The sequence below is a fragment of the Polaribacter sp. 2305UL8-11 genome (assembly GCF_058147165.1).
In genome coordinates this window covers 187211-204386 of the sequence record NZ_JBYVJW010000001.1, presented here as the reverse complement: position 1 = coordinate 204386, position 17176 = coordinate 187211, and the positions used below count along the sequence as shown (strand labels likewise).

General features: G+C 30.2%; 17 protein-coding genes. 5 read left to right on the top strand and 12 right to left on the bottom strand.

Translation table 11 applies throughout. The features are described from left to right. Positions 1 to 5: 5 nt before the first annotated feature. The 6 genes from ACY2RW_RS00935 to trxA form a co-directional block, all read right to left on the bottom strand. Positions 6 to 1472 carry a DUF5687 family protein gene (locus ACY2RW_RS00935; protein ID WP_490120810.1) on the bottom strand — a complete coding sequence of 489 codons (1467 nt, stop codon included), beginning with the start codon at positions 1470 to 1472 and terminating at the stop codon, positions 6 to 8. A gap of 50 nt (positions 1473 to 1522) precedes the next feature. Continuing rightward, on the bottom strand, positions 1523 to 2224 hold the full coding sequence (locus ACY2RW_RS00930; protein WP_490120809.1) for a hypothetical protein: 702 nt from the start codon (positions 2222 to 2224) through the stop codon (positions 1523 to 1525). 10 nt (positions 2225 to 2234) lie between these two features. After that, a complete protein-coding gene (locus ACY2RW_RS00925) occupies positions 2235 to 2906 on the bottom strand; it encodes a hypothetical protein (RefSeq protein ID WP_490120808.1) in 672 nt (223 codons plus the stop codon). A gap of 4 nt (positions 2907 to 2910) precedes the next feature. After that, the gene (locus ACY2RW_RS00920) at positions 2911 to 3561 is read right to left on the bottom strand and encodes a hypothetical protein (protein WP_490120807.1); all 651 of its coding nucleotides are present in this window, start codon (positions 3559 to 3561) and stop codon (positions 2911 to 2913) included. 1 nt (position 3562) lies between these two features. After that, positions 3563 to 3901, bottom strand: coding sequence for a PadR family transcriptional regulator (locus ACY2RW_RS00915; RefSeq protein ID WP_490120951.1), 339 nt, complete (start codon positions 3899 to 3901; stop codon positions 3563 to 3565). 303 nt (positions 3902 to 4204) lie between these two features. After that, on the bottom strand, positions 4205 to 4564 hold the full coding sequence (trxA, locus tag ACY2RW_RS00910; RefSeq protein WP_490120806.1) for a thioredoxin: 360 nt from the start codon (positions 4562 to 4564) through the stop codon (positions 4205 to 4207). Between the two features lie 251 nt (positions 4565 to 4815). Here trxA and ACY2RW_RS00905 point away from each other — a divergent pair, with 251 nt between their 5' ends. The 5 genes from ACY2RW_RS00905 to ACY2RW_RS00885 all read left to right on the top strand — a co-directional run bounded on the left by ACY2RW_RS00905 (position 4816) and on the right by ACY2RW_RS00885 (position 11290). Then, positions 4816 to 6975, top strand: coding sequence for a prolyl oligopeptidase family serine peptidase (locus tag ACY2RW_RS00905; protein WP_490120805.1), 2160 nt, complete (start codon positions 4816 to 4818; stop codon positions 6973 to 6975). Between the two features lie 62 nt (positions 6976 to 7037). After that, a complete protein-coding gene (locus tag ACY2RW_RS00900; protein WP_490120804.1) occupies positions 7038 to 9116 on the top strand; it encodes a M13 family metallopeptidase in 2079 nt (692 codons plus the stop codon). Between the two features lie 298 nt (positions 9117 to 9414). Beyond that, on the top strand, positions 9415 to 10347 hold the full coding sequence (locus ACY2RW_RS00895) for an ABC transporter ATP-binding protein (RefSeq protein WP_490120803.1): 933 nt from the start codon (positions 9415 to 9417) through the stop codon (positions 10345 to 10347). Between the two features lie 144 nt (positions 10348 to 10491). Continuing rightward, positions 10492 to 10842, top strand: a complete 351-nt coding sequence (locus ACY2RW_RS00890) for a hypothetical protein (protein ID WP_490120802.1) — start codon at positions 10492 to 10494, stop codon at positions 10840 to 10842. Positions 10843 to 10897: 55 nt separating this feature from the next. Beyond that, positions 10898 to 11290 carry a hypothetical protein gene (locus tag ACY2RW_RS00885; protein ID WP_490120801.1) on the top strand — a complete coding sequence of 131 codons (393 nt, stop codon included), beginning with the start codon at positions 10898 to 10900 and terminating at the stop codon, positions 11288 to 11290. Positions 11291 to 11502: 212 nt separating this feature from the next. Here ACY2RW_RS00885 and ACY2RW_RS00880 read toward each other — a convergent pair whose 3' ends face one another. The 6 genes from ACY2RW_RS00880 to ACY2RW_RS00855 all read right to left on the bottom strand — a co-directional run bounded on the left by ACY2RW_RS00880 (position 11503) and on the right by ACY2RW_RS00855 (position 17116). Further along, a complete protein-coding gene (locus tag ACY2RW_RS00880) occupies positions 11503 to 11952 on the bottom strand; it encodes a 3-oxoacyl-ACP synthase (protein ID WP_490120800.1) in 450 nt (149 codons plus the stop codon). Further along, positions 11927 to 12514 (bottom strand): 4'-phosphopantetheinyl transferase family protein, encoded by a 588-nt coding sequence (locus tag ACY2RW_RS00875; protein ID WP_490120799.1) that lies wholly within the window; start codon positions 12512 to 12514, stop codon positions 11927 to 11929. The genes ACY2RW_RS00880 and ACY2RW_RS00875 overlap by 26 nt, the downstream gene beginning before the upstream one ends. Continuing rightward, positions 12507 to 12758 carry an acyl carrier protein gene (locus ACY2RW_RS00870; protein ID WP_490120798.1) on the bottom strand — a complete coding sequence of 84 codons (252 nt, stop codon included), beginning with the start codon at positions 12756 to 12758 and terminating at the stop codon, positions 12507 to 12509. The genes ACY2RW_RS00875 and ACY2RW_RS00870 overlap by 8 nt, the downstream gene beginning before the upstream one ends. 59 nt (positions 12759 to 12817) lie before the next feature. Further along, positions 12818 to 14095 (bottom strand): beta-ketoacyl-[acyl-carrier-protein] synthase family protein, encoded by a 1278-nt coding sequence (locus tag ACY2RW_RS00865; protein ID WP_490120797.1) that lies wholly within the window; start codon positions 14093 to 14095, stop codon positions 12818 to 12820. Between the two features lie 119 nt (positions 14096 to 14214). Beyond that, positions 14215 to 14655, bottom strand: coding sequence for a 3-hydroxyacyl-ACP dehydratase FabZ family protein (locus tag ACY2RW_RS00860; RefSeq protein ID WP_490120796.1), 441 nt, complete (start codon positions 14653 to 14655; stop codon positions 14215 to 14217). 4 nt (positions 14656 to 14659) lie between these two features. Next, complete coding sequence (locus ACY2RW_RS00855) at positions 14660 to 17116, bottom strand: chondroitinase-B domain-containing protein (RefSeq protein ID WP_490120795.1); 2457 nt, start codon at positions 17114 to 17116, stop codon at positions 14660 to 14662. Positions 17117 to 17176 lie beyond the last annotated feature (60 nt).

Below are 17176 nucleotides of genomic sequence, written 5' to 3'. Positions count from 1 at the left end.
TTTAGTTATGCTTCTTTTCCAAAAGCGTTAATCATAGCATATTTGTCTTGTATATATTTTTTCTCGATAAAATTCATCACATAATTTTTACATAGCAAACTTATAATTCCTATAGCTGCTACAACTATATAACCAGAACTGCCACCTACAAACTTATTAAAAACCCAAAATAACAACATTGGTAATAGCATTAATGGAATGATAATGATAAACTGTGTTGCGCTTGTACCTTGTGTATTGCCAAAACCACCTTTTGTTAAATCTATTCTTTTTCTGTTAAAAGAGCCTGTATACAATAAAAAAAGCGAATTAAAACCAATATTAAAAATAGCTCCAGCTGTTATCATTAAGAAAATCTCTATCCCAAAATACAAATAAGGGAAACTTAGAAAATATAAAACTGATGTCATTACCACCATTAAAATCCATTTAGATTCTAAAAATTTACGATACCTAAAACTCTGACTCATTAACATCTTATAATGAGCACTATCCCAAGCAGGAATAAACTGACCATAATTTAATGCGAAACCACCTGTTATAAATAAAGAGGCAAACATTAGCATTGCTGGCATTTCTCTGTATGTTTTTTGTGTAAAAAATATCAATCCATAAAAAAGAAACAAGAAAGACATTAAAAAAACAGTTTTTGTTCTTTTATTTCTCCAAATTAAACGAATGTCGTTTTTAATAAAAGGTGCTACATCTCCCAACTTATTTACCCAAGATAAATCTGCTGTTTTTGCTTCTTCTACTTTTGTTTTTACTGCCTCATCTAAATATACTTGATTGAGTAATTGTTTGTAATTTAGTTGATATAAAGCTGCTAAAACTGCAACTCCAATTAAAGAATAAATTGGGTTTGTGTAAATAAAATCAAATATTTTACCTCCAGCAGTAACTACATCATATATATCAAATTTTTGCAACCCAATTAAAGTAATTAAAAGTGTTGCAATAACAATTAATGCTTTGTTGTTTTTGTTGATTAAAAAATTTAAAAAGTTTGCAGATTGAATTATTAAAAACATTGTTAACAACCAACCTAAAACACCTGTTGTATTATAGCCTTCTTTAATTAATACAACAGAAAAAGGAATGTAAAAAAATAGCCCTAAAATATTAAATGCAGAAAAGGCAGATTTGCCTAAAACATAATGCACCAACTTGCTTTTTTTTATGGGTAGAATAAGCAATGGTTTTATGTTCATTACTGGGAGTTTTTGCATTAAATACCTAAAAATTAAGTCTCCCAGAATTGCAAAAAGTAAATATGAGTTTACAATTTGTAAAGGGTCTGAATCTGGAAATTCTTTCTTTAAAAGATAATAGCCTCCTATACCTATTGATAAAAAGATAACTAAAAAATACAAAACAAAAAAGCCCATTATTATTTTAAGGGCGATTCCTTTTTGCCAATGAGAAGAACGAAAATATTGTTTCCATTCTAATTTTAAAAATTGTGAAATCATATTTAGTAATTAGTTTGATTTGGTGATTAGTTGTTTAAAAAATGGTTTTGTTACAGATTTTTTACAATTTTATATTCTGGGTAGGTTTCTATTAGTAATTCTTCTGCTTTTTCTGGAAGAATTATATTAATAATATAAGAAATAATAATGCATAATGTTAATAATAGCGCCCAAAATAACATCCAAAATAGAGACAATTTATTAAACTCTATATCTGCTATATTGATAAAGTTTAATGCGTTGATTAATGTGAGTGTTGTAAAACCTGCACTGGTTTGTTTTATCATAGCTTCTAGCAGAAAAACTTTTTTTTCTTTTTGTTCTTTCTTTTGTTTTTTTCTTTTCCAAACCAAATACATTTCATAAGAAGCAACAAGCAGTAAAGTTGTAAATACAATTGCTTTTGAAATATGGGATTGCATAATTGTAAAGAAAATTATAAAAATAGCTGCTGTACTTATAATTTTTGGTAAACGAAACCATTCTTTAATAAACCTAAAAAGTATTTTAGCATACTTTTTACTCATCTGTTTTTGTTTAGCTTCTATAACATCCATAAAACCAAAAATGCCAAATTTTTTGAATGATTTATCTCTAGCCTCTTCAAAAGAAAGCTTTGGGGTTTGTTGCCAAATATCTTCAATATCATTGGCTAAATGATCTACCAACTCTGTTTGTACATCATAGTGTTCTACATAATGTTTTCTGGTGAATTTGTAGAGTTGTTCTATTTGTGAGTTTGTTAGTTTCATAACTAAAAAATTAAGAAATTAACTGATTATAAATTTTTTGAGCTTTTTTAAATTCTTCATTTAAATAGCTAATTCCAATTACAGTAAAAGGCACCACAATTATTATTATCCAAGATATTTTATCAATACCAATATTATAATCAAAGAATACCTTTGGGATATAAATTAACAAATTAAAAATTGCTATAGGAAAGGATGTAAAGATTAATGATGATGATAATCTTGCTGAATTCATTACCTTATGTTTAATGGCAAACCTTAACATAAAAACAATATAAAGCCCAAACATTATTAAAAATAAACTTTTTAATAATGTTTTATTTCCCTGAAAAACAAAAACAATTATTGTTAATGATAATACACCCAAAATAAATTTAAAATTTGAAATGGTCTTTATCATATATTTAATGAACTTTTTGTTTTGATTCTTGTTGTACAATTTTAATCTCTTTTTTAACATATATTCAAAACCAACTCCATTAAAATTCTCTTTCCAACCTAAAGCAGCAAATGATTCTGTAACCATTTCATTAAATTCATTTTTGGTGTTTTTGGATTTTAATTTTTTCTCAACATCAGTAACCACATGGTCTAACATTTCTATGCGAATGTCCCAGTATTTTATTCCTTCGTTTTCTAAACGATGTTCTATATATTGTATTTGCTCTTTTGTTAATTCCATAGCATTAGTTTAACAAGTGTTTGTATTTCTCTAAGATTTGTTTTCTTTGATTTCTTAAAATAATAAAGGTCGCTATTGCATAAATTATTATAAATGAAGCATAAATTGTAAATAAATAAGTGTTTGATAAAATAAAATCTCCAATATCTTCTTGAGTTAATAGTTGAACCAATAAAAACGGAAGCCAAATTTCTGCACCCAAATATTTTACTTCGTCTAATTTTCTTAATTTCTTTTTATTTATCATTCCAAAAACAGAGCATGAAATCAGAATAACTGACTGTAATATTCCTAAAGTGATGAATGAAAACTTATTACTGAAGTTATCTGCTAAAAAGAAGAAAAATACAATTATTAGTATTGTGTATGGAATCAATTTAAAATCAATAAAAAAACTAAAGAATTTTTGCCAAGTTAATTTACTATATGTTTTTTTTACTTTGCCAACTCCGTTAAAAACAAATCTCCTAATAAAATCCAATTCGTTAGATAAATACTGAGATAAATTTACGTTTTCTGTAGTTGCTTCAAAATCAGAAATTAAATGATCTATCAACTCAATTTTAGTTTCATTAGAAATATTTGGGTATTTTCTTTGTAAATAATCCTCCAAAAAGTCCAATTGGTTTTCTGTTATTTCGTAGTTCTTTTTCATCTTACTCCAAACTAAATTTAGGGTTTACCAAATGTTGCATCGTTTTTAAAAACTCTTGCATTTCTTGTAGTTTGTTGGCAGTTTCTTTAGTGCCACTTTCTGTGAGTTTGTAATATTTTCTGAGTCTATTACCCACTTTTGCAACCTCTACATCTAACAATCCATCTGCTTCTAATTTATGCAAAGCTGGGTACAAAGCACCTTCTGTAATTTTTAGCTCGCCTTTGGTAAGTTCTTTAACATGTTGTGTAATTTCATAGCCATACATTTTATCGTTACTTTCTAATAGCTTTAAAATGATGGTTTGTAAAGATCCTTTGTATAATTTCTGATTTCCCATTTTTGATGTGTAATCGTTTTTATTTCTTACTTCTATTGTCACTTCGAGTTATTTTCTAAAGAATGAAGAAAATTGTATCGAGAAGTTAATCTGTTCTCGATACAATTTTAAAATTCCGTTTTCACTTCATTTTAAAACCACTTGAACTGACAATAAATTTTGTCTTTGTTGCTCACATCAAATATACATAATTTTATTATGCATAAAAATCTTAGGTATAAAAATTTAAATAAAAAAAATCCCAAAAAAGTAGTTTTGGGATTTAATAATGAGTTCTCGACTGCGCTCGAACTGACAATATCCTTATTTAGTAACCTTTAATACATCTGCAATAATTCGTTCTAAATCTGCCTTTGGTAAAGCACCATTTGCCATTTGTGGTTCACCTTCTGCAGGACAAAACAACATAGATGGTATGCTTCTAATACCAAATGCAGCAGATAATTCTTGTTCTGCTTCTGTATCTATTTTATAAATGTCTATTTTACCTTCATATTCTTTAGACAACTGTTCTAAAACTGGTGCCAACATTTTACAAGGGCCACACCAATCTGCATAAAAATCTATTAATGCAGGTTTATCACCTTCAAACTTCCATTCTTTGTTTTCTTCAAAATTAAATACTTTTTCTAAAAAAGTTGCTTTTGTTAAATTCTCTGTCATATTTTAAATATTTCTTTTCGACAAAGTCGAAATTTCTTATTAAATGTATTCCCTTGAAAAAAGGGAAACTATTTTTTCTTCAATCTTTATTGAAGAATTCATTTTTATTATTCTGTAAAAATAGTCGTTTTTAAATACTATAAATTACAAAACATCATCAATATGGAATCGCAAACGTTAAAAACTGTTAAATAACTGATAATATGTTAAATAACTTCTAATTTTGAGACATTATCTAATCAACAATAAATATGAAAACTAAATTTATAGCCCCACTTTTAATAGCAAGCATTATTTTAGTGTCTTGTAAAGAAGAAATGAAACAAAGAAATATAGAAGTGAATTACCCAGAAACCACAAAAAAACCAGTTGTAGACACCTTGTTTGGAACTGCTGTTATAGACAATTACAGATGGTTAGAAGATGATCGAAGCAAAGAAACTGAAGCTTGGGTAAAAGCAGAAAACGAGGTTACTTTTAATTATTTAAGTAAAATTCCTTATAGAGAACAATTAAAATCTCGTTTATCAGAATTATGGAATTACGAAAAAGTAGGACGTCCTTTTATAGAGGGAGATTACACGTATTTTTATAAAAATGATGGTTTGCAAAATCAATATGTAGTCTATCGTAAAAAAGGAGATGGAGATGCAGAAGTATTTTTAGACCCAAATACATTTTCTGAAGACGGAACAACTTCTTTAGGTTCCTTAAGTTTTTCTGAAGATGGAAAAACTGCTGCTTATGCAATTTCTGAAGGTGGTTCTGACTGGAGAAAAATTATTGTAATGGATGCAGAAGCAAAAACCATAAAAGAAGATACTTTGGTTGATGTAAAGTTCTCTGGAATTTCTTGGTACAAAAATGAAGGCTTTTACTATTCTTCTTACGACAAACCTAAAGGAAGTGAGTTATCTGCAAAAACAGATCAGCATAAATTATATTATCACAAATTAGGTACATCACAAGAAAATGATCCTGTTATTTTTGGCGGAATCCCGTCAGAAAAACACAGGTATGTTGGTGGTTATTTAACAGAAGACAATCGTTATTTGGTAATTACTGCATCTGTTTCTACTTCTGGTAACAAATTGTTTATCAAAGATTTATCAAAACCCAATAGTAAGTTAATTACAGTTTTAGATGATGTGAAAAGCGATTCTTACGTTATTGATAATAGAGGCAGCAAATTGTATTTACAAACCAATTTAAATGCTCCAAACCAAAAAGTAGTTACTGTAGATGCAAGCAATCCATCACCAGAAAATTGGGTAGATTTTATTCCAGAAACAGAAAATGTACTAAGTCCATCTTCTGGAGCTGGTTATTTCTTTGCAACATATATGGTAGATGCAGTTTCTAAAGTATTACAATATGATTTTGACGGAAAGTTAATTAGAGAAGTAAAATTACCAGGAGTTGGCTCTGCAGGTGGTTTTGGAGGAAAAAAAGATGCAAAAGAAATGTATTTTTCATTTACAAATTACAGCACACCAGGTTCTTTATATAAATTCGATCCAAAAAGCGGTAAATATGAATCGTATTGGAAACCAGCTATCGACTTTAATTCTGATAATTTTACAAGCAAACAGGTTTTTTACACCTCTAAAGATGGTACAAAAGTGCCAATGATTATTACGCATAAAAAAGGAATAGCACTAAATGGAAAAAATCCAACAATTTTATATGGTTATGGAGGTTTCAACATCAGTTTAACACCATCTTTTAGTATTCCAAACGCTGTTTGGATGGAACAAGGAGGCGTTTATGCAGTACCCAATTTAAGAGGTGGAGGAGAATATGGAAAAAAATGGCATGATGCAGGTACTCAAATGAAAAAGCAAAATGTGTTTGATGATTTTATTGCTGCTGCAGAATATTTGATTGAAAATAAATACACATCATCAAATTTTTTAGCAATTCGTGGAGGTTCTAATGGTGGTTTATTAGTGGGTGCAACTATGACACAAAGACCAGAATTGATGAAAGTAGCTTTACCTGCTGTTGGAGTTTTAGATATGTTACGTTATCATACATTTACAGCTGGTGCTGGTTGGGCTTATGATTATGGTACTGCAAACGACAGTAAAGAAATGTTTGAATATTTAAAAGGATATTCGCCAGTACATAATGTAAAAGAAGGCGTTTCTTACCCAGCAACAATGGTTACTACAGGAGATCATGATGATAGAGTTGTACCTGCACACAGTTTTAAATTTGCAGCAGAATTGCAAGAAAAACAAACAGGAAACAACCCAACTTTAATTAGAATTGAGGTAAATGCTGGTCATGGAGCAGGAAAACCAATTTCAAAAGTTATAGAAGAAACAGCAGATATTTTTGGTTTTACGTTATTCAATATGGGGTTTGACGATTTACCAAATCCACCAAAAGAGAAAATAAAAAGTTAAAAAGTGTAACAAATCAAATTAAAATCAACTAATAACCAATTAATTAAATTAAATTTTTAAACATGAAAATTATAAAAAAAGTATTTTTTACTACTGCACTAGCTTCTTTAGCTCTTGTAGCCTGTAAAGATGATAAAAAAGAGGATGAAAAAGTTGCAGGAATTGTCTTAAAGAACATGGATAAAACCGTAAAACCACAAGATGATTTTTTTAGACACGTAAACGGTTCGTGGTTAGACAATACAGAAATTCCAGACGATCAAACTTCTTGGGGTGGTTTTAATCAACTTAGAAAAAAAACAGATGCAGATGTTTTGGTAATTTTAAATAAAGCTATTGATGAAAGAGATTTTCCGAAAGTAAAAGATGCAAAAGGAAACGAAATAGACTCTGACCAAGAAAAAGCAGTAAACTATTATGAAAGTATTATGGATACTGTTACCAGAAACAAACAAGGTAAAGCTCCAGTAATGCCTTACTTATCTAAAGTAAATGAAATTGTTACTAAAAAAGACGTAGAAACCTATATTACTAATATGGCTCCTTATGGAGGTGGAGGCTTCTATGGTTTTGGCGTTTTTAATGATTTAAAAAATAGTAGCATGAATGCTGGTTACATTTTTCCTGGAGGATTAGGATTATCTAGAGATTACTACGTAGATGCTAAAGTAAAAGACAAACTAGAAAAATATGAAGCTTTTGTGGCTAAAATGTTACAAGAGTTTGGTGATGATGAAGCTACTGCAAAAAAGAATGCTGCTACAATTGTTGCTTTCGAGGCTAGTTTAGCAGAACCAATGATGACGAAAGAAGAAAGTAGAGATGCCAGAAAAATGTACAACCCAATGACAGTTGCAGAACTACAAGAATTAGCTCCTGTAATAGATTGGAATGCGCATTTAAAAGGAATAGGTGTAACAGATTTAGACAAAGTGATTGTAACAGATCCTGGCTATTTTAAGGCAATGAACACTATTTTTAAGAATCGTTCTGTAAACGATATTAAATTATTATTACGTTGGAACACTATTAACAATTCTCTTGGCTTATTATCTACAGACTTAGAAACTGCAAATTGGGAGTTCTACAGTAAAGAAATGCGTGGATCTAAAAAACAACGTCCAAGAGATGAGCGTGCTTTGGCAAATGTAAATGGCGCTATTGGTGAAGCTTTAGGTAAATTATATGTAGATGCTAAATTTCCACCAGAAGCGAAACAGAAAGCTAGAGAAATGATAGATAATGTAATGCTAGGTTTTGAAAAACGTATTGCTCAATTACCTTGGATGAGCGAAGACACCAAGAAAAAAGCATTAGAAAAACTTAATAAACTTACTATTAAAATTGCCTATCCAGACAAATGGAAAGATTACTCTGAATTACAAGTAAAATCTTTAAAAGAAGGAGGTACCTATTTTGAAAATGCGATTAACGTAACCAAATGGAACTACGATAAAAACATGGCAAAATTAGGTAAAGAAGTAGATAGAACAGAGTGGGGTATGTCTCCTCAAACCGTAAACGCTTACTTTAGTCCATTAAATAATGAGATTGTTTTTCCAGCAGCAATTTTACAACCTCCTTTTTATAATTACAAAGCAGACGAAGCTGTAAATTATGGTGGAATTGGAGCCGTAATTGGTCATGAAATTTCTCATAGTTTCGATGATTCTGGAGCTCGTTTTGATGGAGATGGAAACTTAAACAACTGGTGGACAGAAGAAGATTCTAAAAAATTTGCAGAAGCTGGTAAAAGGTTAGTTAAACAATATTCAGACATTGTTGCCATAGACAGCATGCACTTAAATGGCGAATATACTTTAGGAGAAAATATAGGAGATTTAGGAGGTGTACAAGCAGCTTACGAAGGTTTACAAATTTTCTTAAACAAAAATGGAAGACCAGGAAAAATAGATGGTTATACACCAGAACAACGTTTTTTCCTTTCTTGGGGTACCATTTGGAGAACCAAAATGCGTGATGAAGCTCTTAAAAACTTAATCATGACCAACACACATGCACCAGGAATGTACAGAGCATATATGCCTCTTAAAAATGTAGATGCTTTCTACGAAGCTTTTAATGTAAAAGAAGGAGATAAAATGTATTTAAAACCAGAAGAAAGAGTAAGAATCTGGTAAGGTCGCAGACCTTTTTTGTATAATTCTCTTTTTGGAGAGTTATGGAAGTAATTTAAAATTCAAAAGCCGATACTTTTTAGTGTCGGTTTTTTCTTTTTTAAAATAAGAATTTGGGCGTTTCCTTTCAGGTCGCGCTTTACGCTGTATCTTTTTGTGAAAAACAAAAAGGATGTCGCTTCAATCGCTAACGCGTGCTTACTTAGTTACAAATATCTATTTTAAAAATTGAATATTAATTTACATGCTTTTATAGATTTCTGTCTATACAGAAACGACAAAGAAACCCTATTTTTGTAACATGCTAAAAGTAGAAAATATTTCTTTCAGTTACACTAAAAACAAAACCATTTTAAATAATTTCACCTTCACTTTAAAAAAAGGAGAGCATTTATGTGTGATGGGCGAAAGTGGTTGTGGTAAATCTACCCTTTTAAAAGCTATTTATGGACTGTTAGATTTAAATAAGGGTGAAATCTTCTGGAATAACGAGCAAATTACTGGGCCAAAAGATAATTTGGTGCCTGGTTTTGAAAAATTCAAGTACGTAGCCCAAGATTTCGATTTGATGCCTTACATTTCTGTATCAGAAAACATTAAAAAATTTCTCTCTCGCTTTTACCCCAAAGAAAGCGAAGCTAGAACCCAAGAATTATTAGAAGTCATACAAATGAAAGCTTTTGAGAACACTAAAGTCAAAAACTTAAGTGGTGGCCAAAAACAAAGAGTTGCTATTGCAAGAGCACTTGCAAAAGAACCTGAATTATTATTGTTAGACGAACCTTTTAGCCAAATAGACAACTTTAAGAAAAATGCCTTAAGAAGAAATTTATTTAGGTATTTAAAAGAAAAAAATATTGCTTGTATTGTAGCTACGCATGATAGAAATGATGCACTTTCTTTTGCAGACCAACTATTAATTATTCGTGCAAACACAATTTTGGTACACGATTCTCCTAGCGTAATTTACAACAACCCAAAAGAAAAATATGTTGCTGCTCTGTTTGACGATGTAAACGAAATGACAATAAATAATAAAACTGTTTTATTATATCCACATCAAATACAAGTTACAGAAAAATCTAAATACAAAGCAACCGTTTTAAAATCTTATTTTAAAGGCTCTTATTGGTTAGTTGAGGCAGAGTTTGAAAATACTACTATTTACTTTAATAGTGTAAAATCTTTTGACGACAAAAAAGAAGTAGCATTGCATTTTATAGATAAATCGTAAATGGTTTAAAAAAAATTAGTTTGATTCTAATCCTTTTTTTAAGTACCTTTCGCTAACTTCGTATATAACGAACCTGTGCTGAACTAGATTCAGTATTAAAACTCGGCCATATACGAAAGCACGTTGTGCATAATACCGCGAAAAATGAAATTTTGGATTTACCTTGAAAAAGATTTTATTGACCTGAAACCTGAATTTGAAAAAATATTTAGAGTTAATAATCTGTATCGCGATTACGAAAATGTTTGGGAATGGATTGAGTCTAGCGACAGGAAATCAAATCTCTATTTGAATATTAGCAGACCACACCATTGGGAAAAAGGAGAATATGAAAAACCGATAATGATAAAAGTAGAATCCAATAATGGAACTGAATTAAATGAATCAGAAATAGCTTTAATAATAAAGAAAAAATTTAACTGTGATGTTTTTGCGGGAGAAATATATGCTGACCAAAATGATAATCCAATAATTGGAGAAAAAAGAAAATATTAAGTGGGATATACATTAAAAGCATTTATTGGAAAGAAAGAAAATCTGATTTTTATTCTTGAAAGATATAGTGAAGCAAAAAAAAGTTGACTTGAACAATGGCATTTCAATAATCCCAATGACAGATGAACTGTTTGATGAAATTAATGAAATGAATCAATCAAAAGGAATCTCTACATTCGAGTTTCTGACAGAGAATATTGAACGGAAAATAATTCAACTTATTGAAAATAGAGAAGTTGCATATGTTGAATCAGAATTTTTTGGTGGACAAGGTGGACATATTGGAATTTTATGGAGAAACGCAAAACAGAGTATATTGACGGAATTTGACCAAAATTCAATGAATAAAATTCTAAAAGAATTAGGAGTAAATCGAACTTTGTTAAAAGACGAGTTTGAACTCATTAGGCTTGGAAAAAATCGACACACAGAAGATTGGATTGAATGAAAGTACCATGCATAACAATGTGTATATATCATTACTAATCAGTTACTTAACAAAAGTTTAGACGTATTTGGAAAGTCGCCAAATTTTTAAATTTGACGATTTCCAATAAAAAAGGTAAATAGTAAAATTTAAAAATCTGGCTTGTGGTTCAACCGAAAAATAATTGCTAATTTGCACGCAACGAGCCATACACAAACACGTTAGCGAAAACCTTAAAAAACCTCTTCAATTTTAATGTAATTCCCATTAAAAACAACTACATCATTTTCTTGTTTTCCTAGTAATAATTTTCCAATAGGAGAAGAAATAGAAACTGCAAAAAAATCTTTACCAGCAACTGTTAATTTTCCAGCAGAAATACTTAGAAAATAGTTGCCATTTTTAGTAATAATAATACTTCCTAAATGAGCCATTTTAGAGGTTTTAGAAACATTTATCTTAGCCAAAGTTTCTTGCATTTGTTTAACTCCTAAAAGTTGCTGACCTGCTTTTTCCATTTCTAACTGTAACATAGCTCTTCCTGTTTCGTGTTTGTCGCCAGCAGAACTTTTTGTTTCCGATTGCAATGCTTTTTGATTGGAAAAAATTACTGTTTCAATATTATGTAAACGCTTGTTTACAAAAGCTTCACATAAATTATAAAGTTGCTCTTTCAAATTCATTCTCTAAAGTAAATACAAAAGCTCCGTAATTTCCATGATGCGAAATGGAGCAAGATTTTGTGAGTTTTTTTTCTTTGTAATAAAAGTTGGGAACACCAATAATCGACTTTCTTTTTTCTATTTCTTTAAATGGAATTCTCGTTTTTTGAGCAAGTTTTATTTTAAAATCATTATCAATATTTTTTAATGAACCAATACTTGAAAATATTTCTATTTTTTCTTGATGATTTGTTGCAATTGTATGGGTATAAAATGTATTAAAAGCAGTCGTTGTATAAAATTTTACATCTTCAAACACTACAATTCCTTCTTCTTTAGAAGTTAAAGAACATTCAAGTTTTTTTGGTGCAAAAAAACGTTTTTCAATCTTTTGGGTATAGCATTTATACGCAGCTTCTTTCATAGACCAAAATTGCCAAACTTGCAAAAAAGAATTATTGGCGTTTAAAATAATTTCTTGTTCATTTTTAGTGAATTGCTTCTCTAAAAATCCTTTTCTTTCCCAATTGCTTTGGGTTTTAGCCAACTTTAAATCAACAATATCATTACCAATATTAAGCATTCATTTTTTCTTGTATAATTGCTACAGTTGCTTTTACAGATAACATTTTTTCCATAGCATCATTATCAATTTCGATGTCAAATTCATCTTCTACATCTAAAATAATGTCTACTAAATTGGCAGAATTTATTTCTAAATCGTTGATAAAATCTGTTTCTTCAGATATGTTTTTAAAACCTTCTTCATTTTGAACATAAGGCTTTACAATCGTGGTTAGTTTTTTTATGATTTCTTGTTTTGTCATTTTATGTTGTAATTTGTTTTCAGACCTCAAAGGTTTTAAAAACCTGTGAGGTCTTTTTCTCAAAATTCTGAATATTTCTTAAAGATAACACAAGCATTTACATCACCAAAACCAAAACTTGCTTTTGCTAGAATGTTTATGTTTTTCTCAATCATTTTTATTGGAATTTTAGCTTCAGAAATCAACTCTAAAATCTCTAGATGAACATCTTCACAATTGATATTTGGAAAAACAAACCCTTCTTTAATTTGTAAAACAGCAGCTACAGATTCTACTGCACCAGAAGCTGCTAAACAGTGTCCAACCATCGATTTTAATGAATTTATAAGTGGAAAATCAGCTCCTTTTCTTTGTAAAGCTTTCGTCCAATTTTTAATTTCTGAAGCATCTTTAGAAGTGGCTGTTAAATGGCCATTTATTACATCAATTTCATTCGCAGAAATATTTGCATCTGCAATAGCATCTGTAATACATTTCTGAACAGCTGCTGCATTTGGCGCAGTTAAAGTTCCGCCATTTCTTTGTCCACCAGAATTGATGTTTCCTCCTAAAACCTCTGCATAAATTGTTGCGTTTCTTTTTAAAGCAGATTCTAAAGATTCTAAAACCAAAGCACCTCCTCCACTTCCTGGAACAAATCCTGAAGCTGTTGCACTCATTGGTCTTGAGCCTTTTTCTGGACTATCATTGTGTTTGTAAGTCATTACTCTCATCGCATCAAAACCTCCCCAAGTATACAAACTGCTGTCACTTGAACTGCCCACCAACATTCGTTTTGCTTTTCTGTTTTTAATGCGTTCAAAACCCATTAAAAGTGCTTCTGTTCCTGTTGTACAAGCAGATGAATTTGTGGTTACTTGGTTCCCTAAACCTAAAATTCCACCTAAATAAGCAGAAATTCCACTTGCCATGGTTTGCACTACTGATGTGCTTCCTAATCGTCTTACATTTTGGTCGTCAATTTTATAAATGGCTTCTCTAAATTTCTCAATTCCAGAGGTTCCTGTTCCAAAAATAATTCCTGAATCGTAATCTATTTTTGAGTTTTCATCAACCGAAAAACCAGCGTCTTTCCAAGCATCAATCCCAGCCATAACTCCATATAAAATAGAGGTAGAATTGAAACCTCGTAGTTGTAAAGGTGATAAATATTCGCTTATTTTTTCTTCAGAGATTGTTGGAATACCACCAATGCAACAAGAAAATCCTTTGTTTTTTAAATTTTGATGAAAGGTAATTCCTGATTTACCAGTTTTTATGGCTTTTGTAAAATCGGTCAATCCTACTCCATTTGGTGCTACAACTCCTAAACCTGTTATGACGACTCTGTTTTTCAATTTTGATATATTTTTGACACGGATTTCACGGATTTTCACAAATATTTAAATTAAAACGAAATTTTCAGACCTTACTGATTTTAAAAACCTGTGAGGTCTTTTTCCGAATATGAAAGAAACTATTTAGCGATTATCATCCCAGAAATGGTTCCTCTACAAATGAGTTCATTTTTGGAATTCATCATTTTTACAGAACATTTTAGTTTGTTAAATCGAAAATATTCTTTTGTGGAAATTACGTTTATTTTTTCATTTGGTAAAACTGGTAAAAAGAAATCTACATTATTTGATGTTAAGGCAATTTGTGGTTTTTTATTTGATAAGATTTCATCTTTCAGTAAAAAAATACCCAAACAAACCACACCAATTTGTGCCATTGTTTCTGTAAGAATTACACCTGGTGTTATTGGGTTGTCTTTAAAATGACCTTTATAAAAAAAATCGTTTTGTTGAAATGTGTAGTTTCCTGTAACTCCGTTTTCTGAAATATCAGTAATTTCATCAACAAACAAAAAAGGTTTTTGATAAGGTAAAAGGTTTATAATTTCTGATGATTTCATTCATCTAATTTACGATAAATCGACCAAAACTTCCTTGAATTTTTAGGATATAAATTCCTTTTGAAAGTCCATCAATATTTAGCTGACTTTTCTGTGATTTGAAATGCTGTTTCAATAATTGTTTTCCTGTCATATCAAAAACTTCCACCAAGCCAATCGTAGTATTTTCTGATTTTATATTGATAAATCCACTATTTGTTGGAACTGGAAAAACACTAATTCCTTTTGTAAAAAATGAGTTATCAATGCGTAAAGAAGGGCAGGTTTCTTCTCCAAAAATTTGTACTTCTTCATAACTATTCCAGCCACTTCCTTCTGAGTTTCCAAACCCTAAAATTCTTACAAATTTGGTTGTTGTATTGGTTGGTAAATTGAAGTTTTCGAAACCAACAGTATTTCCAGAACTTGTTAAAAGATTAGTAACTTCCGTAAAATTAGTTCCATCATCTGAAACTGCAATTTTAAATGAAGATGTTCTTACATCACCTTTATGAAAATAAATTTTTACGCTCGTAACTGTTCTTTTACAACCTAAATTATAAGTTAAATAAGCAGCACCAGTAGTTGAATTTGCAGACCATCTTGTATTAAAATTATCATCTAAAGTATTTTCTGGAATATTTGGACTTTGTGTACCAACTCCAGTAACTGTAATTCCAAAAATAGCCACTGCATTGTTGGGGTTGAAATCTGCCATAGATTGTGTAACCGTAATTGTTTCCGATAAATTTCCACCAGTTTCTGATACTGTAATTGTTGCTGTTCTATCTTTACCAGAAGTATTTTTTAAAACTGTTGCAGTAATTATTGCAGAATTATTACCACTTATTGGATTCAAAGTTAACCAAGTTGCATTGTCTGAAATTGTCCAGTTAATATTCGAATTAACATCAAAATTTACACTTCCTGCATCAATATTAAAGTTGATGGTATTTGTAGAAACCGATAATCTAGAAGCCGAAGAAAGAAACCCAACTTTTACACCAACATCTGCAACTTTGTAAGGTAAATTAGTTCCATTTGCGCCAAATTCTTCTGCTCCAGCATCAAAATTTCCAGATCTTGTTCCACCTAAAATATCGTCTTTTAAAAAAGAATAAGAACCAATTGAGGCGTCTTTTGCAGGACTTGAATTAGAAATTCTATAAAAATTTGTTCCACTTTCTAATAAATTGGCAGCAACTGATTGGTTGTTATTTTGTCCGTTTGTTAAATCCCAATTTCCATTCTGGGTAATATTTCCTTCATATTTAGAAGATCCAATAGCATTTGTTTGAATATCAAAAGCATTTTTAGACGTATTTAGCATGATATTATTCGCTAAAATAACGTTTTGTGGTGCCAAAGTTAAATCGGACTTTACCTTTGTTCCAACTCTAAAACCATAATCGCAATCTACAAAAGTGTTGTTTACAACTGTTAGGTTTTTAACTTGGTAATAGCCATTTAATTCAGAGTTTGGTCTTCCATTAGAAATGTTAATTGCACCTGTGGTACTTGTTCTACTTCCATTTGGTTTCAATGCATTTACGCCAGAAATGTAATTATTATATATTTTATGATTCTCGCCAATTACTCTAATTCCGCCAGAAAGTGTTCTATTATTTGCTAAAAAATAGTTGTTAAAAACTTCACAGCCATTTCCATGTCTTAACGTTAATGTGCCTGAATAATCTCTAAAAGTGTTATTATAATATTTATTTTTTCCACTTTTATTGGAGATAATTTCTACTTCTCCTTCCCAATCATAAAAAAAGTTATCGTAAATTTCTGTAAAAGAATCTGACAAGGAAGTTGTGCTTACACCAATTCTAATCGCATCTTGGTCGTTTAAATCGTTTACATTTCCAACCGCTTTTCTGGATGCAAAATAATTATGATGAATTTTATGATAATCTGCCAAATTATCGCTTCTATTATCGTTTATAATACTTCCAATTCCGTTTTTGCCAATAAAAGAACTATGGCTAATTTCGTTGTAACTTCCGTATAAAAGTATCCATTTAAAAACAGCTTCGTTTTGGGCAGTTGTTCCATTATAATTATCTATTTTTATGTTGGTTACAGTACAATTATTACAGTTATTTCCATTGGCTCTAAAAGTGATTAAAGATTCAATTCTATTGTTAGAAACCACTAAGTTAGCAGCGTTTCGAAATACAAAACCATCAAAAATTAGATAACTTCCACCTAACTGAATGTTAGATTTTCCTTCAATAAAAACCTGATTGGGAGTTTGCGCTTTTATGGTAATTGGGTTTGAAGAAGTTCCGTTTTTGTTGATATTTAATTGTAGATTATTCCAAGTTCCGTTTGCTAAAATAATAGTAGACCCTGCATTTGCACTTGTAATTGCTGTATTTAATTGTGCTTGATTATTTACAGTCGTTTGCGAAAAACTATTTTCTGATTTGTATAAAAAAGCAAAAACAACAATAAGTAAATAACAAAAATCCTTCATATTTCTCTATTTGAAAATTGGTTAACCAATTTTGAGTTGTAAATATAGTGGAGAAATTGA

Coding starts and splice junctions, on each gene's coding strand:
- ACY2RW_RS00935 (WP_490120810.1), bottom strand. CDS start 1,472: ATGATTTCACAATTTTTAAAATTAGAATGGAAACAATATTTTCGTTCT.
- ACY2RW_RS00930 (WP_490120809.1), bottom strand. CDS start 2,224: ATGAAACTAACAAACTCACAAATAGAACAACTCTACAAATTCACCAGA.
- ACY2RW_RS00925 (WP_490120808.1), bottom strand. CDS start 2,906: ATGGAATTAACAAAAGAGCAAATACAATATATAGAACATCGTTTAGAA.
- ACY2RW_RS00920 (WP_490120807.1), bottom strand. CDS start 3,561: ATGAAAAAGAACTACGAAATAACAGAAAACCAATTGGACTTTTTGGAG.
- ACY2RW_RS00915 (WP_490120951.1), bottom strand. CDS start 3,901: ATGGGAAATCAGAAATTATACAAAGGATCTTTACAAACCATCATTTTA.
- trxA (WP_490120806.1), bottom strand. CDS start 4,564: ATGACAGAGAATTTAACAAAAGCAACTTTTTTAGAAAAAGTATTTAAT.
- ACY2RW_RS00905 (WP_490120805.1), top strand. CDS start 4,816: ATGAAAACTAAATTTATAGCCCCACTTTTAATAGCAAGCATTATTTTA.
- ACY2RW_RS00900 (WP_490120804.1), top strand. CDS start 7,038: ATGAAAATTATAAAAAAAGTATTTTTTACTACTGCACTAGCTTCTTTA.
- ACY2RW_RS00895 (WP_490120803.1), top strand. CDS start 9,415: ATGCTAAAAGTAGAAAATATTTCTTTCAGTTACACTAAAAACAAAACC.
- ACY2RW_RS00890 (WP_490120802.1), top strand. CDS start 10,492: ATGAAATTTTGGATTTACCTTGAAAAAGATTTTATTGACCTGAAACCT.
- ACY2RW_RS00880 (WP_490120800.1), bottom strand. CDS start 11,952: ATGAATTTGAAAGAGCAACTTTATAATTTATGTGAAGCTTTTGTAAAC.
- ACY2RW_RS00875 (WP_490120799.1), bottom strand. CDS start 12,514: ATGCTTAATATTGGTAATGATATTGTTGATTTAAAGTTGGCTAAAACC.
- ACY2RW_RS00870 (WP_490120798.1), bottom strand. CDS start 12,758: ATGACAAAACAAGAAATCATAAAAAAACTAACCACGATTGTAAAGCCT.
- ACY2RW_RS00860 (WP_490120796.1), bottom strand. CDS start 14,655: ATGAAATCATCAGAAATTATAAACCTTTTACCTTATCAAAAACCTTTT.
- ACY2RW_RS00855 (WP_490120795.1), bottom strand. CDS start 17,116: ATGAAGGATTTTTGTTATTTACTTATTGTTGTTTTTGCTTTTTTATAC.